This is a genomic window from Nocardioides sp. (assembly GCF_035547795.1).
Taxonomy (GTDB): domain Bacteria; phylum Actinomycetota; class Actinomycetes; order Propionibacteriales; family Nocardioidaceae; genus Nocardioides.
On sequence record NZ_DASZUF010000181.1, the window covers coordinates 1 to 14682 of the forward strand.

13 protein-coding genes, 1 tRNA gene and 1 pseudogene are annotated in these 14682 nt (G+C 72.1%); 4 read left to right on the top strand and 11 right to left on the bottom strand.

Annotated features, from left to right (window positions below; genetic code table 11):
- Window positions 1-345: pseudogene (locus VHA72_RS13230) on the top strand (NAD-dependent dehydratase); the annotation flags it as partial.
- Window positions 346-355: 10 nt separating this feature from the next.
- Window positions 356-1609, top strand: coding sequence for a DUF4910 domain-containing protein (locus tag VHA72_RS13235; RefSeq protein WP_325575958.1), 1254 nt, complete (start codon window positions 356-358; stop codon window positions 1607-1609).
- 3 nt (window positions 1610-1612) lie between these two features.
- Here VHA72_RS13235 and VHA72_RS13240 read toward each other — a convergent pair whose 3' ends face one another.
- From VHA72_RS13240 to VHA72_RS13250, 3 genes are all read right to left on the bottom strand, one after another.
- A complete protein-coding gene (locus tag VHA72_RS13240; protein ID WP_325575960.1) occupies window positions 1613-2926 on the bottom strand; it encodes an exopolysaccharide biosynthesis polyprenyl glycosylphosphotransferase in 1314 nt (437 codons plus the stop codon).
- Window positions 2927-3086: 160 nt separating this feature from the next.
- Complete coding sequence (locus tag VHA72_RS13245; RefSeq protein ID WP_325575962.1) at window positions 3087-3776, bottom strand: response regulator; 690 nt, start codon at window positions 3774-3776, stop codon at window positions 3087-3089.
- Window positions 3754-5187: a sensor histidine kinase gene (locus tag VHA72_RS13250; protein WP_325575964.1), complete on the bottom strand. Its 1434-nt coding sequence runs from the start codon at window positions 5185-5187 to the stop codon at window positions 3754-3756. Before VHA72_RS13250 ends, VHA72_RS13245 begins: the two co-directional genes overlap by 23 nt.
- Before the next feature lie 564 nt (window positions 5188-5751).
- Between VHA72_RS13250 and VHA72_RS13255 the strand changes: the two genes are divergently transcribed.
- Window positions 5752-6444, top strand: a complete 693-nt coding sequence (locus tag VHA72_RS13255) for a LuxR C-terminal-related transcriptional regulator (RefSeq protein ID WP_325575965.1) — start codon at window positions 5752-5754, stop codon at window positions 6442-6444.
- Here the strand turns inward: VHA72_RS13255 and pth are convergent.
- The 4 genes from pth to glmU form a co-directional block, all read right to left on the bottom strand.
- Window positions 6434-7042, bottom strand: coding sequence for an aminoacyl-tRNA hydrolase (gene pth, locus VHA72_RS13260; protein WP_325575967.1), 609 nt, complete (start codon window positions 7040-7042; stop codon window positions 6434-6436). The two genes, VHA72_RS13255 and pth, sit on opposite strands and share 11 nt — an antisense overlap.
- Before the next feature lie 4 nt (window positions 7043-7046).
- On the bottom strand, window positions 7047-7697 hold the full coding sequence (locus VHA72_RS13265) for a 50S ribosomal protein L25/general stress protein Ctc (RefSeq protein ID WP_325575969.1): 651 nt from the start codon (window positions 7695-7697) through the stop codon (window positions 7047-7049).
- A gap of 178 nt (window positions 7698-7875) precedes the next feature.
- A complete protein-coding gene (locus VHA72_RS13270) occupies window positions 7876-8856 on the bottom strand; it encodes a ribose-phosphate diphosphokinase (protein ID WP_325575971.1) in 981 nt (326 codons plus the stop codon).
- A 41-nt stretch (window positions 8857-8897) separates the two neighbouring features.
- Entirely contained in the window at window positions 8898-10448 is a 1551-nt protein-coding gene (gene glmU / locus VHA72_RS13275; RefSeq protein WP_325575973.1) for a bifunctional UDP-N-acetylglucosamine diphosphorylase/glucosamine-1-phosphate N-acetyltransferase GlmU, read from the bottom strand.
- A 98-nt stretch (window positions 10449-10546) separates the two neighbouring features.
- Between glmU and VHA72_RS13280 the strand changes: the two genes are divergently transcribed.
- Window positions 10547-12307: a putative bifunctional diguanylate cyclase/phosphodiesterase gene (locus tag VHA72_RS13280; protein WP_325575975.1), complete on the top strand. Its 1761-nt coding sequence runs from the start codon at window positions 10547-10549 to the stop codon at window positions 12305-12307.
- Here the strand turns inward: VHA72_RS13280 and VHA72_RS13285 are convergent.
- The 4 genes from VHA72_RS13285 to VHA72_RS13300 all read right to left on the bottom strand — a co-directional run bounded on the left by VHA72_RS13285 (window position 12275) and on the right by VHA72_RS13300 (window position 14632).
- Window positions 12275-12353, bottom strand: a tRNA-Gln gene (locus VHA72_RS13285). The two genes, VHA72_RS13280 and VHA72_RS13285, sit on opposite strands and share 33 nt — an antisense overlap.
- Before the next feature lie 16 nt (window positions 12354-12369).
- Entirely contained in the window at window positions 12370-12606 is a 237-nt protein-coding gene (locus tag VHA72_RS13290) for a DUF6752 domain-containing protein (RefSeq protein WP_325575977.1), read from the bottom strand.
- On the bottom strand, window positions 12606-14204 hold the full coding sequence (locus VHA72_RS13295; RefSeq protein WP_325575979.1) for a LicD family protein: 1599 nt from the start codon (window positions 14202-14204) through the stop codon (window positions 12606-12608). Before VHA72_RS13295 ends, VHA72_RS13290 begins: the two co-directional genes overlap by 1 nt.
- Window positions 14201-14632 carry an FAD synthase family protein gene (locus VHA72_RS13300; RefSeq protein WP_325575981.1) on the bottom strand — a complete coding sequence of 144 codons (432 nt, stop codon included), beginning with the start codon at window positions 14630-14632 and terminating at the stop codon, window positions 14201-14203. Before VHA72_RS13300 ends, VHA72_RS13295 begins: the two co-directional genes overlap by 4 nt.
- Window positions 14633-14682: the final 50 nt, after the last annotated feature.

The following is a 14682-nucleotide window of genomic DNA, read 5'->3' on the forward strand; positions in this document are numbered from 1 at the left end:
GACCTGGTGCACGACCAGGCGTTCAACGTCGGCCGCGACGAGGACGTGGTGCAGGTGCGCGACATCGCCGCGGCGGTCGCGGAGCGGTTCGGCGCGCCGATCAGCATCGCCGACGGCGCCGGCTCCGACGCCCGCGACTACCGGGTCAGCTTCCTCAAGGCCAGCCGGATGCTGCCGGCCTTCCGGCCCACCTGGACGATGGCCGAGGGGATCGTCGAGCTGGCCGAGGACATGGCGGCGTACGGCTTCGACGCCGAGGCGCTCGAGCGGCGCCACGTGCGACTCCAGCAGATCCAGCGCCAGCAGGCCGAGGGGCGCCTCGACGACCTGCTCCGCCGCCATTGAGGCGGCCGTCGTGGACCCGATCCGCGAACGCCTGGAGCGGCTCTATCCGCTGTGTCGCAGCCTGACCGGCGACGGCGTACGCCGCACGTTGGCGATCCTGGCCGAGTCGGTCCCGCTGACCGTGCACGCGGTGCCCTCCGGCACACCCGCCTTCGACTGGACGCTGCCGCCGGAGTGGAACGCCCGTGCCGCCTGGATCGCCGACGCCGAGACCGGCGAGCGACTGGTCGACCTGGCCGACCACACCCTGCACCTGGTCTCCTACAGCACGCCATTCCACGGTCGGATCTCCCGCGCCGAGCTCGAGCCGCACCTGCACTCGCTGCCCGAGCATCCGGACTGGATCCCCTACCGGACGTCGTACTACCACCGCGACTGGGGCTTCTGCCTCACCCAGCGGCAGCGCGACGCGCTCGGGGACGGCCTCTTCGACGTCCTGGTCGACACCACCCTCGCGCCCGGTGAGCTGGTCTACGGCGAATTGGTCGTGCCCGGCACCAGCACCGACGAGGTGCTGATCAGCTCGCACGTGTGCCACCCCTCCCTGGTCAACGACAACCTCTCCGGGCTGTCGGTGGCCGTCGAGCTGGCCCAGCGGCTGGCCGAGCGCGAGCATCGGCTGACCTACCGGTTCCTGTTCGCGCCCGGCACCGTCGGCTCGCTGACCTGGCTCTCTCGCAACGCCGAGGTGCTGCCGCGGCTGCGGCACGTGCTGGTGCTGACCGGGCTGGGCGGCGGCGGGCCGCTGACCTACAAGCGCACCCGGCACGGCGACCGGCCCCTGGACCGGGCCGCGATGCACGTGGTGGGCCGCCGCGAGGGCCGGGTGGTGGACTACTCGCCCTACGGGTACGACGAGCGGCAGTTCAACGCCCTCGGCTTCGACCTGTCCGCCGGCCGGCTGACCCGGACGCCGCACGGGGAGTACCCCGAGTACCACACCTCCGCCGACGACCTCGGCTTCGTGACCGATGCCGAGCTGCGCGAGTCGCTGACCGCGATCGAGGAAATCCTCGAGGTGCTGGAGGAGGATCGGACGCTGCGCAACCTGGCGCCGTACGGCGAGCCGCAGCTGGGCCGCTACGGCCTCTACCCGACCACCGGCGGCCGGTCGGCCGACGACGCGGTGATGGCGATGCTGTGGCTGCTGGCCTGCAGCGACGGCGCCACCCCGGTGCTCGCCATCGCCGAGCGGGCCGGCCTGCCGTTCGGCGTCCTGCGCCGGGCGGCCGACGACCTGGAGAAGGCCGGGCTGCTGGGCTGATGCTCAGTACGCCCCGCGGTGCCGCAGCACCGCGCCCAGGGTGCGCATCACGATCGCGAGGTCAAGGCCCAGCGACCAGTTGTCGACGTAGGCCAGGTCGAGGCGGACCGCCTCGCTCCAGGGCAGGTCCGAGCGGCCCGAGACCTGCCACAGCCCGGTGATGCCGGGTGCGACCGCGAGCCGACGGTGCGGGTCGGCGTCGTATGCGGCGACCTCCTCGGGCAGCGCCGGCCGCGGGCCGACCAGCGCCATCTGTCCACGCACCACGTTGATCAGCTGCGGCAGCTCGTCGAGGGAGTAGCGGCGCAGAAAGCCGCCGACCCGGGTGATCCGCGGGTCGGCGCGCACCTTGAACAGCGGCCCGTCGCACTCCGAGGCCAGCTCGGCCCGGCGCTGTTCGGCGTCGGCGGTCATGGTGCGGAACTTGAGCATCGTGAAACTGTGACCGTTGCGGCCCACCCGGGTCTGACGGAACAGCGCCGGGCCCGGCGAGTCACACCTGACCGCGACGGCGATGGCGAACAGCAGCGGCGCGGCCAGCAGCAGACTGGCGGCCGCGAGCAGGCGCTCGACGACCTGTTTGGCCACGCCCCGCCAGCCGCGGCGCGCGGCCGGGCGCACGTGCACCAGGCCGACCCCGCCGACCCCGATCCCGCCGACCCTGAGCGGGGCGACCCGGCCCGCGGCCACGTCCTCCAGACCGGTCGCCACCAGCAGCGGCGTCCCGGCCGACTCCAGCGTCCAGGCGAGCCGCTGCAACTGCCGCGCGGACGGCCCGGGGAGCACGATCACCGCGTCGACGCTCCCGGCCGCCAGCACCCGGATCACGTCGGTCGGCTCGGCCGGGCAGACGCCGGCCACCTCCAGCCGACCGCGGGCCAGCGCGGCGAGGTCGACCGGCGGCTGCGCCGCGACGACCACCACGCGCAGCCGGCGAGCCAGCCGGCCGCAGGTGAGTCGCCCCACCGCCGATCCGGTCACCGCCACGGCGATCGCGGCCAGCAGCCGGGCCGGGCTGGACGGGATCGCCGTACCCGCGATCCAGCAGCCGGTGACGACCAGCGCGCCGGCGGTCCACACCGGCCGCACCCGTGGCCCGGTCGGGCACCTGTCGTCGCCGAGCACGTGCAGCAGGACCGTCCAGCACAGCGCCAGCGGCAGCGCCAACACCCAGGCGCCGGCGAGTACGGCGGCGGCCAGGCCGGCCACCGTGTCGACGAGTACGGCGGCGGTCCGCTGTGACAGCGGCAGCCGCGAGCGCATCCAGCGACGCCCACGGGTGCGCAGGTGCGGCGGCACCGAGGCCAGCGATGTCACGTGCACACCCCCTCGGCGATTCGCTTGTCACCTGGCGGATCGGGCGCTGGGCCCCGATGAGGCCCAGCGCCGGTCCGAGTTCAACCTAGGGGTGGGTCCGCGGCGACGGCATGCACCAAATCGGGCAAGAAACCGGCGCGGCGCGACTGGTCCAGACCGTCTAGCCGGACGGCCGTCGCCAGCCGACGTGGTGTGCCATCCCGACCGCGGCGATCTGGGAGGAGACCTCCAGCTTGGCCAGGATCGACTTCACCTGGGTGCGCACGGTGGCCTCCGAGACCACGCTGAGGGTGGCGATGTCGTGCACGGTGTGGCCCTCCATCAGGTGCCCGAGCACCTGGGCCTCGCGCGGGGTGAGCAGCTCCAGCCGGCGCTCCAGGTCGGCCAGCTCGGACCGCCGCTGGTGCCAGAGCCGAAGCAGCTCCTCGCGCTCCTCGACGTCCATCACCGGCAGTCCGTGGGTGATCCGCCGCACGGCCGCCAGGATGTCGTTGAGCGGACGCGACTTCGACAGCACCGTCCGGGCACCGTACCGCAGTGCCTCGCCCCATCGGGGCCGCTCGCTGGAGGCGGTCACCACCACCACGTTGATCCCGGCCTTGGCCAGCGGCGCGACCATCCGCAGCCCGTCCCCGAACCGGCCCAGGTCGAGGTCCAGGAGCACGATCCGGGGGTGCTGGCGCACCACCGCGGCGATCATCGTCCCGGGGGCGTTGCCGTTGTCCGGCACCGTCATCCGCCGCACGTCGTACCCCTCGACCGTCAGGGCCAGCTCGAGGGACTCGGCGAAGAGGACATGGTCCTCCACGATGACGATGCGGATCTGGCTACGCGAGGTGGGCTGGCTCATCGTCGTCCCGCCTCGCCGCGGGGAGCCCGACCACGAAGGTCGCGCCGCCGACGTTGCCCTCGCGCAGCCGCAGATAGCCGCCCTGCTTGCGGGTGAGGTCGGCCGCGATGTTGAGACCGATGCCCTGGCCGCGCGAGCGCGGACCGCGCGCGCCCCACTCGAAGAGCTGGGAGCGCAGCTCGGGAGCCACCCCCGGTCCGGTGTCGGAGACCAGGATCTCGATCGCGTCGGCCACCTCCTGGACGGTGACCGACGCCTCCGCGGAGCCGTGCTTGGCGGCGTTGTCGAGCAGGATGTTGAGCACCTCGGCCACGTCGTCGGGCTGGCCGGTGACCCGCGCCCCGCTCGGCAGCCACTTGATCCGGTTGCCGCGGGCCTCCTGGGCCAACACCAGGTTGCTGATGGTGTGGTCCAGGTCCACGGTGCGCGGCCGCGGTACGACGAGCGGCTCGTTGAGCAGGCGCTCCAACCGACTGAGCTCGGCGTTGATCATGCCCTCGAGCAGCCGGCGCCGCTCCGCACCGATCGCCGCGTCGATCTCCGGTGCCGACGCGACCTCCTGATCGGAGGCACCGCCCTGCAACAGCCGGGTGGCCGAGAGGACGCCGGCGATCGTGGAGTTGATCTCGTGGATGCGAGCCCGGTCCTTGCGGATGCCTGCCTCCATCTCGTCCAGCCGCACCTGCAGGTCGTCGGCCCGGGCCTGGTCGTCGTTCATCACCTCGCGGACCAGCGCGACCGATCCGGCGACCAGCAGGATCGCTCCGGCGAGGTCGGCGACGATGGTGACCAGACTGCCGGGCACCGTGCGGGAGGGCCCGTCGAGGTACGTTGCGACATGCCCGGTGCTGAACAGCGCCACGCTGCCGGCGATGCGCCAGCGTGCCCACAGCGGGATCGTGCGCACGCGGGCCAGGCCCCAGATCGGCGGGATGGAGAAGGCCAGCCAGCAGAGCACGATGCCCCACCAGCCGAACATCCACAGATCGACCCGGCCGAAGTCGTTGACCGCCACCAGCCGGCCCAGCCCGAGCGTCAGCCCGGCCAGGATGCCGATGACCGCCGGCTCGCTGTTGCGCGCGCCGCGGCCGACCGGCACGGCGAGCGCCAGGATCGCCAGCAGCACGCTGACGTCGGCCATCGCCATCCAGAACGCCTGGCCGGCGGCCTGGTGCGCGTCAGCCAGCTGGAGCCCGGCCATGGTGAGCCCCTGTAGGCCCGCCACGGTGGTCCCGGTCGCCAGCCAGGCGAGCGCCGAGCGGCCGCTCAGCTTCCAGCCGAGGTACAGGCACATCGCCGACACCGTGGCGGCGGGTGCGAGTGCCAGGCCGTCGATGTTCGCGGTGGCCTGGAGCCACCCCTGACCATCTGCCAGCAGCACCGACAGCGACAGCAATGGCGTTGCTGCCACCAGTAGAGCGAATGCTGAACATCTCCAGTCCCACAGTTCTGGAGGTATACGTGTAGTTGTCATTGTGCCCCCGTGCAAAGACCAGCCATGCACAGCAGGGAGCCGTTCCCCCAAACGCCCCGAGTATCCCCGCGTCCCCCACCAATGAAGAGGCGGTGCCTGGTCGCTTCGTTGTCCGACTCACCGGACCGTAGGCGAACGCGACGACCGCGTACCCAACAAGGTGGACGCTATACCACATTTGGGCGAGATATCCCCTTATCGACACGCCGCCCGGGGGTGGACTAGTCCGGGGCCCACCGGCCTGGCCCAGCGCCAGCAAGTGGGGGCGCGGCGGCAGCCGGCACCTGGCACGACGCCGTCTGGGACACACGACGACGCCGCCACCAGGCCGATGGGCGGTCCCGATGGCGGGACCACTACGAGCATCTGCGCGCCGCTCCCTGCGCGGCAATCCCCAAATGTGGGGGAGATCACCCGGGGTCCTGCCCCGGTTTCACCTGCCGAGCAAGGATTCAGAGGACGGGAGGGCCGTCGATGACGTGATCGACGTGGGGTGAGGCGATGACAGGCTCACGCCGACGCAGCCGGCTGCGGGTGGCCGTCGCCTCGGACCAGTCGCTGGTCAGCGACGCCGTCCGGACGGCACTGGCCGAGCGTGGCTTCGAGCCGGTCGTGCTGCGCTGGCCCGGTGAGGTCCTGCCCCGCCCGCGCCAGCCGGTACGGCGCGGGCCCGTCGACGTCGGCCTGCTCGTCAGCGAGCTCGACCGGCGGGCCCGGATACGCGCCGCCGGGCTGGTGATGCGGCGCGGCAGCGCGCCGTGGGCGGTGCTCACCGGGGCGCCCCGCGGACCGCTGTGGGGAGCCGCACTGGAGGGCGGCGCCGGCGTCGTACTCTCCAGCGAGACCTCACTGGAGGACGTGATCGCGACGCTGCAGCGGCTCGCCCGCGGGCAGACCACCATGCCCGAGGCGGACCAGCGGGTGCTGCGGGCGGCCTGGGACGAACAGCGCCATCGCGACCAGGTGCTGCGCGAGCGGGCCGGGTCGCTCACCCCGCGGGAACGCGAGGTGCTACTGCTGCTCTACAGCGGCGAGCCGGTCGGCCGGATCGCCGCGCTGTTCGACGTCTCTCCCGCGACGGTGCGCAGCCAGGTGAAGTCGGTGCTGCGCAAGCTGGAGGTCAACTCCCAGCTCGCCGCGGTCGCCGCGGTCAGGGCGCTGCTTGACGACGCCGCCGACGAGGTCAGGAGTTGAACCGCTGCTGGGTCTTCTCCAGGCCGTCGGTGACCAGCGACTCGACGGCGTCGGCGGCCGTGTCGACCTGGAACGGCAGCACCTTGCGCTCGGCGCCGGAGTAGTTGGACAGGACGAAGTCGGAGACGTCCTGTCGGCCCGGCGGACGGCCGATTCCAACCCGCACCCGGTAGAAGTCGCCGGTACCCAGCGAGCCCCGGATCGACTTGAGGCCGTTGTGGCCGTTGTCGCCGCCGCCGAGCTTGACCCGCATCGTGTCGAACGGGATGTCGAGCTCGTCGTGGATCGCGATGATGTGGTCGGCGGGCACCTTGTAGAAGGTGGCCAGCGCCTTGGTGGGCCCGCCGATCTCGTTCATGTACGAGCGCGGGCGCGCCAGGACCAGTCGAGGGCCACCCGGCATCAGGCGGCCCTCGATCACGTCGGCGCGGCCGGTCTTGTGGCTCCGCCAGTGCACACTTGCGGCTCCGCCGCGGGAGACACCCAGCCGCTTGGCCAGCTCGTCGACCACGAGATAGCCGATGTTGTGGCGGTGCCCGGCGTACGTCGGCCCGGGGTTGCCCAGGCCGACGACCAGCCAGACGCCGTCCTCGGTCATGCGGTCACTCGGCCTCGGTCGCCGCGGCGGCCTCGGTCTCGGCCTCCGAAGCCTCGTGGACGATGCCGGCCTCGGCCTCGGCGGACTCGAGCTCGGCCTCGACCTGGGCCGCGGTCGGCGCGGCGGTCACGTTGACGACCAGGGTGTCGGCGTCGAGGACCAGCGTGACGCCCTGAGGCAGCGCGATGTCCTTGGCGTGGATCTGGGTGCCGGCCTCGGCGCCCTCGACGCTGATCTCCAGGCCCTCGGGCACGTGGGTGGCCTCGGCCTCGACCGCGATGGCGGCGTGGTCGGTGACGACCAGCGTGCCGGGGGCAGACTCGCCGACGACGTGCACCGGCACCTCGACGGTGACCTTCTCGCCCGCCTTCACGGCGACGAAGTCGACGTGCTCGATGACGCGGCGGATGTGGTCGATCTGGACCTGCTTGGTCAGCGCCAGCTGGGTCTTGCCGTCGATGTCGAGCTCGAGCAGGGCGTTCTGGCCGTGGTGCTTGAGCGCCATCATGGTGTCGTGGCCCGGCAGGGTCACGTGGATCGGCTCGGCGCCGTGGCCGTAGATGACGGCGGGGATCTTGTTCTCCCGGCGGATCCGGCGCGCCGCGCCCTTGCCGAACTCGGTGCGCTTCTCGGCGGTGATCTTCTCGCTGGACATGGGTGGCTCCTTCGTCTGTGCATCGGGGCGCCCGGCCGAGAGACCACGAACGCCGCGAGCCCCAGGGCGCGCGGCGTCTCAGCCAGCCCTGTCGATCACGGAGTCGGTGCTCCCTCGCCGAGGCAACCCGGGAAGTCTAGGGCGTGACCGCGGGCTCGGCGAAATCAGTGACCAGAGACTAGGCGTGGCCGTCGAACATGGAGGTCACCGAGCCGTCCTCGAAGACCTCGCGGATGGCGCGGGCCAGCATCGGGGCGATGGAGAGCGTCGTGAGCTTGTCGAACTGCTTCTCCACCGGCACCGGCAGCGTGTTGGTGATGACGACCTCGGCGGCGGGGCTGTTCTTGAGCCGGTCGACGGCCGGGTCGGAGAGGATCGCGTGGGTGGCGGCGATGATCACGCCGGCGGCGCCCGCTTCCATGATCGCCTCGGCCGCCTTCACGATGGTGCCGCCGGTGTCGATGATGTCGTCGGTCAGCACGCAGACCTTGCCGGCCACCTCGCCGACGACCCGATTGGCGACGGTCTCGTTGGGCCGCTCGATGTTGCGGGTCTTGTGGATGAACGCCAGCGGTACGCCGCCCAGCCGCGCCGCCCACCGCTCGGCGACCTTGATCCGGCCGGCATCCGGCGAGACCACGCACAGCTGCTGGTCGCCGTACTTCTGCCCGATGTAGTCGGTCAGCACCGGCAGCGCCATCAAGTGGTCGACCGGGCCGTCGAAGTAGCCCTGCAGCTGGTCGGCGTGCAGGTCGACCGAGATGATCCGGTCCGCGCCGGCGGTCTTGAACAGGTCGGCGACGAGCCGGGCCGAGATCGGCTCGCGGCCCTTGTGCTTCTTGTCCTGGCGGCTGTAGCCCCAGAACGGCATCACCACGGTGATCCGCTTGGCCGAGGCGCGCTTGAGCGCGTCGACCATGATCAGGTGCTCCATGATCCACTGGTTGATCGGCGCGGTGTGGCTCTGGATCACGAAGCAGTCCGCTCCGCGGACCGACTCCTGGTAGCGCACGTAGATCTCGGAGTTCGCGAAGTCGTACGCCGAGGTCGGCACCAGTGCGGTGTCAAGGATCCGGCTGACCTCCTCGGCCAGCTCCGGATGGGCCCGGCCACTGAAGACCATCAGGTGCTTCTCAGTGGTCCGCTTGATGTCCGTCACAGGCGCTGCTCCCTGGATGGTGTCCGCCGAAGGGCCTTACGTCAGGATTCTGACCTACCGGGGTCTGCTGCCCCAACCTCGGGTCCCCCGGTGTGAGACGCCTCATGGTCACCCGACTGTTCACCCGGATGTTCATCGGGGGTCCCCGCGGCGTCCGGTCGGCCGACCACGAGGACGCCGGCCGCACGGGCGGCCTCGGCCGCCGCCGCCTGCGCCGTACCGGCCCGGCGCTCCTGCGCCCAGCCCTCGAGCAGCCGCTGCGGGCCGGCCGAGAGCGCCATCGCGCCCGGCGGGACGTCCTCGCGCACCAGCGTGCCGGCGCCGGTACCGGCACCGTCGCCGACCGTCACCGGAGCCACGAACGTCACGTTGGAGCCGGACTTCACCTGGGCCCCGATGGTGGTGTGGTGCTTGGCGACGCCGTCGTAGTTGGCGAAGATCGTGCCGGCGCCGATGTTGCTGCCCTCGCCGATGGTGGCGTCGCCGACGTAGGACAGGTGCGGCACCTTCGCGCCATCGCCGATCCGGGCGTTCTTGGTCTCCACGAAGCCACCGATCTTGCCGGTGCGGCCCAGCACGGTGCCGGCGCGCAGATGCGCGAACGGACCCACGTCGGCGCCCTCGCCGATCACCGAGAGCAGCGCCTGGGTGCGCACCACGTGGGCGCCGTCGCCGACCTCGCAGTCGGTGAGCGTGCTGTCCGGGCCGATCCGCGCGCCGCGCCCGATCGACGTCACGCCGAGCAGCTGCACGCCGGGCTCGATCGTGGTGTCCTGGCCGATCTCGACGTCCACGTGGATCCAGGTGGTGTCCGGGTCGACCACCGTCACGCCCTCGCGCATCCACCGCTCCACGATCCGGCGGTTGAGCTCCTTGCCCAGCGCGGCGAGCTGGACCCGGTCGTTGGCGCCCTCGGTCTGCAGCCGGTCCTCGAGCAGGAAGGCGCCGGCGCGCAGCCCGTCCTCGGCGGCGAGTCGGGCCGCCTCGGTCAGGTAGTACTCGCCGCTGGCGTTGGCGTTGCCCAGCCGCGGCAGTGCCGCGGCGAGGAAGGCCGCGTCGAAGGCCAGGATCCCCGAGTTGATCTCGGTGATCGCCTGCTCCTGCGCGCTGGCGTCCTTCTCCTCGACGATGGCCCGCACGTCGTCGCCGTCCCGCACGATCCGGCCGTAGCCGCGGGGGTCGGGCACGTCGGCGGTCAGGATGCTGACCGCGCGGCCACCGCCCCGGTGCCGTTCCATGAACCAGACCAGCGTCTCCCCGGTGAGCAACGGGGTGTCCGCCGTCAGGACGAGGACGTCGCCGCCGACGGTGCCGGCCGCCTCCAGGCCCACCCGGGTGGCGTGGCCGGTCCCGAGCTGCTCCTCCTGGACGGCCACCTGCACGCCCGGGAAGTGCTCGTGGAGGTGGGCGGTGACCTGCTCGCGGCCGTGGCCGACGACGGCGACGACCCGGTCGGCGCCGAGCGCCTCGACCGCGGTGAGGACGTGGCCGACCATGGTGCGCCCGCCGAGGGGGTGCAGCACCTTCGGCAGGCTGGACTTCATCCGCTTGCCCTGGCCGGCAGCGAGCACGATCACCGTCAGTTCGCTCATGGCACGAGCCTAGGTGCTTGCGGCCGGTCGGGCGCCACGGCCTGTCCGGAGGAGCTCGCGGGCGCATCAACCCCGCCGCCGCGGGTAAGCGGTGGGACATGACCGACCCCATCGGCCGCCGCATCGTGGCCGACCTCAGGCGCTGGTGGCGCGAGACGCCGGCGGTGTCGAGCCTGGCCGTACTGCGCTGGACCAACGGCAGCCTCTACCTGTTCGGAGGCCTCACCCTGGTGCCCGGCAACCTGCTCCTGACCTCGCCCGGGGTGGACCACGTCGGCATCGGGATCGTCAGCGCGGGGGTGATCGCGATCGGCGTGCTGATCTTCGCCTGCGGGCACCTGATCCCGCGCCGGGGCTACCACGCGCTCGCCGTGCTCGCGACCCTGATCATCTCCGCCCTGGTGCTGATGGGCGGGCACGGCTCGGCCTCGGTGGCGCTGGGGTCGCCGTACATCTTCGTGGTGGTCAACTCCATGCTCGTCTTCGCCCTGCGCGAGGCGCTCGCCGAGGTGATCTTCGCCGAGGTCGCCTGCGCGGTCGCGATGTCGCGCAGCAGCATCGCCGCAGGCGCCATCGTGATCATCGAGGGCTGCACCGTCGGGATGGCGGTGGTGGCCGCCTGGCTGGCGCGGCTGTCCGACGCTGCCGAGGAGGACCCGCTCACCCTGCTGCTGAACCGGCGCGGCTTCACCCGCCGCCTCCAGACCGCCCTGCGCGAGGCCGACCAGGGCGGCGGTGGGCTCGCCGTCACCCTGCTCGACGTGGACTGGTTCAAGGAGGTCAACGACCTCCACGGCCACCCACACGGCGACCAGGCCCTGATCGCGTGCGCCCAGGCCTGGTCGCGACTGGTGCCTCCGGGCGCCTGCCTGAGCCGGTACGGCGGCGACGAGTTCGCGCTGCTGCTCCCGGGCCAGCCGCTGGGTCGGGCGGCCGATCTCGCCGACGCGCTGCGCGCCGCGACCCCGCCGGGGCTGACCGTCTCGGCCGGGGTGGCCGCCTGGGAGCGGGGCGACTCCGGCTCGGTGCTGATGGGCCGGGCCGACGTCGCGCTCTACCAGGCCAAGACCTCGGGTCGGGACCGGACCTCGGTCTACGGCGACCCCGAGCGGGCCGCGAGCGCCCTGGAGGCGGCGATCGAGCGCGGTGAGCTGTGCCTGCTCTACCAGCCGGTCGTCAACCTGGCGAGCGGCGACGTGGCCGGCTACGAGGCGCTGGTCCGGTGGCGGCGACCGGATCGCGGGCTGCTGGGCCCGCATGAGTTCATCCCGGACGCCGAGCGGACCGGCGCGATCCACTCCCTGGGCTCCTGGCTGCTGCACGAGGTGTGTGCCTTCGTCTCGACCGAGGACCACGGCTTCACCATCGGCGTCAACGCCTCGCCGGTCGAGCTGCGCACCCCCGACTACGCGCAGATGGTTCGCGAGTGCCTGGAGACCCACGGCGTACCCGGACGACGGATCGTGCTCGAGGTCACCGAGGGCGCCTTCGACGGCGACGACGGCCAGATCGTGGCCAACCTGCGTGCGCTGCGCGGACTGGGCATCCGGGTCGCGATCGATGACTTCGGCGCCGGCTACTCCTCGCTACGACGCCTGGACAGCCTGCCCATCGACGTGCTCAAGGTCGACGGGGCGCTGATCAGGTCGGTGCGCGAGGACCAGGAGGAGGCGCCGGTGCTGGAGGCGATCGCCGCGATGGGCCGCGCGCTCGGCCTACGCCTGGTCGCCGAGCACGTGGAGACCCGCCACCAGGCCGACCTCCTGCGTCGGCTCGGCTACGAGCGGGCCCAGGGCTACCTGTTCGGTCGCCCCGCACCACCTGAGCTCCCCGGGCAGGAGTCGAACCTGCGTCGCTAGTCCTGATTCAAAGTCAGGCGGGCCCTACCGGCAGACCAACCGGGGATCGCGGGACAAGACTGTCAGATCCCGGAGCGGTAGCGCTCGAGCACCTCGGCGACCTTGGCCTCGTCCCGGTCCTGGATGGGGATGAGGAGCTCGGCGACCACGTCGGTCAGCTCGGCGATGCGCCGGTTGAGCTGACGCAGCTCCTGCACCTCCTCCTCGAGAGCCCGCAGCCGGGCCCGGACCGGGATGCGCTCGCCCGAGCGCTCCTCGCGCCAGGCCCTGAGGTTGGACCGCAGCTTGTCGGCGTTCATCACCGGATCTCCTCCTGACGGGGCCGCGGCCAGGAGACGCGCAGCCGGCAGACGTAGGGGTCGGGGTGGTCGAAGAGGTCCTCGCCGGCGCCCACCCAGAGGGTCTCGACCAGGCCGCCCTGCGCTTCGATCTCGGCGACGACCGCCTCCGGGTCGAGCCGCCTGACCAGCCCGGCGGGCAGCGGCTCGGGTGCCTCGGCGCCGACCGGACCGGTCGCCGCGAACTCCAGGAACAGCAACCGGCCGGCACCACGCAGTCCCATCCGGCACAGCCGCCACAGCTGCTCGCGGGCGGCGGCGTCGAGGCAGCCGAGCAGGCCGCGGGCGTAGACGTGGTGCGGGTCGCGGGCCAGCCGCGCGCCGAAGGTCAGCACCTGGCGCAGCTCGCCGAGGATGAGCTGCTCCACCCGCAGCTCGATGCCCTTGCGTCGACTGCGCCGCAGGGTGAACCGGATCGCGCCGCGGGAGTAGTCCACCGCCCACACCGGCCGCCGGCCGCGCCGGGCGAAGTAGAGCGCGTCACGGCCATTGCCCATGCCGATCTCCAGCAGCGCGTCCTCGCGGGGCAGCTGCCGCTTGACCCAGCGCGCGAACGCCGACCCGCGCCGCGGCACATGCCGCGCGGTCACCGAGGTCCAGAACTCGGTCCAGCGGCCCATGTCGCTGCGGAACCCGCGCAGCCAGCCGTCGAGGCGGCGCACGCCCGCGGGTGGGTCGGCGTACTTGAAGGAGGGGTCGGGCACCCGCCAGGACGGGCCGTAGAGGAAGGCCAGCATCGCCTCGGGATCGGCCGGCGCCGGGAAGGTGTGGCCGTGCAGCTCGATCTGCGAGACGGGCACGATCGCCTCCCGCGGCAGGTGTCCGCTGCGGTTGCCGAGCTGGTAGAAGGTGCCAAGCACGTAGAACGCCACGAAGATGTCGATATGGCAGGTGCGGCCGTCGCTGAGCGGCAGCAGCAGCTTGATGTCGCCGCCCGACATGCGAAGCAGGTTCCAGCCCAGGTCCCGCATCGTCCGCTCGATCCGGTACGACTCCATGATGATGTCGGCCGGCGAGGTATGCCGCGACAGGTAGCAGACGTCGGTGTCGGAGTCGTGCGCGATCATCGCGCCGTCCCGGATGGCGCCGAGCAGCGCGCCGTAGTTGAGGTAGGCATCCACGCCGCAGGTCTCGCGCAGGTCGCGCAGCGCCCGCTCGGTGCCGGCCAGGATCTCCTCGCGGATCCCCTCGTCGGTGGCGGCGAAGGAGCGGGTCAGGTGGCCGACCTTGTCCACGCTGAGCGGGTTGCCCTCCCCGTCGACGATCTCGATCCGGTCGCGGCCCGAGCCCAGCGAGACCTCCGCGTCGAAGAAGACGCGTACGCCGGGCACGTCCGCGACCCGGATCCGCCCCACGCCGTCCAGATAGCGGTGCAGGACGTGCGGCCACGGCACCAGCAGGCCACCCGCCTCCGGCGTACCGTCGCGCTCCGGGGTCAGCGACCAGACGTAGCGACCCTCCACCGAGAGCACCAGCGGACCGGTGCCCGTCGCGGTGACGTGGATGCCGCGGTCGTCGACGGTGACCCCGCCGATGACCCCAACGGCTGGGTCCGTCACGACACCCGTTCGGCGGCGCGCGCCAGGTGGGCCCGCAGCGCGGTGCTCGACGTGTGGACGGTGTAGGGGAAGTAGACGACCTCGACGCCGACCTCGGCCATCAGCTCCTCGAGCCGCTCCCCCTTCGGGGTGCCCAACCAGTCGTCACCCTTGAAGATCTTGTGGAACCCGACGTCGCGCCAGGCGTCGCGCTTGTCGGTGGTCACCTCGACGTAGGCGTCGTCGACGATGCCGATCGCCTTGACGATCTCCAGGCGCTCACGCAGCGGCACGGTGGGACGGATCCCCTTGGCGGCCTCGCACACCTCGTCGGAGACCACCCCCGCGACCAGGACGTCACACATCGACCGGCCCTGGCGCAGGGCGTTGAGGTGGCCGACGTGGAAGAGGTCGAAGACGCCGGGGACATAGCCGACGACTTTGCTCATGCGCCACAGCCTACCCACATCACCCGCGCGAAACGGCTTCGACGCCGGCC

What these genes read in the sequence shown, in the direction of transcription:
- VHA72_RS13245 (WP_325575962.1), bottom strand. Translation starts at nt 3,776, where the DNA reads ATGAGCCAGCCCACCTCGCGTAGCCAGATCCGCATCGTCATCGTGGAG.
- VHA72_RS13255 (WP_325575965.1), top strand. Translation starts at nt 5,752, where the DNA reads ATGACAGGCTCACGCCGACGCAGCCGGCTGCGGGTGGCCGTCGCCTCG.
- pth (WP_325575967.1), bottom strand. Translation starts at nt 7,042, where the DNA reads ATGACCGAGGACGGCGTCTGGCTGGTCGTCGGCCTGGGCAACCCCGGG.
- VHA72_RS13265 (WP_325575969.1), bottom strand. Translation starts at nt 7,697, where the DNA reads ATGTCCAGCGAGAAGATCACCGCCGAGAAGCGCACCGAGTTCGGCAAG.
- glmU (WP_325575973.1), bottom strand. Translation starts at nt 10,448, where the DNA reads ATGAGCGAACTGACGGTGATCGTGCTCGCTGCCGGCCAGGGCAAGCGG.
- VHA72_RS13280 (WP_325575975.1), top strand. Translation starts at nt 10,547, where the DNA reads ATGACCGACCCCATCGGCCGCCGCATCGTGGCCGACCTCAGGCGCTGG.
- VHA72_RS13290 (WP_325575977.1), bottom strand. Translation starts at nt 12,606, where the DNA reads ATGAACGCCGACAAGCTGCGGTCCAACCTCAGGGCCTGGCGCGAGGAG.
- VHA72_RS13300 (WP_325575981.1), bottom strand. Translation starts at nt 14,632, where the DNA reads ATGAGCAAAGTCGTCGGCTATGTCCCCGGCGTCTTCGACCTCTTCCAC.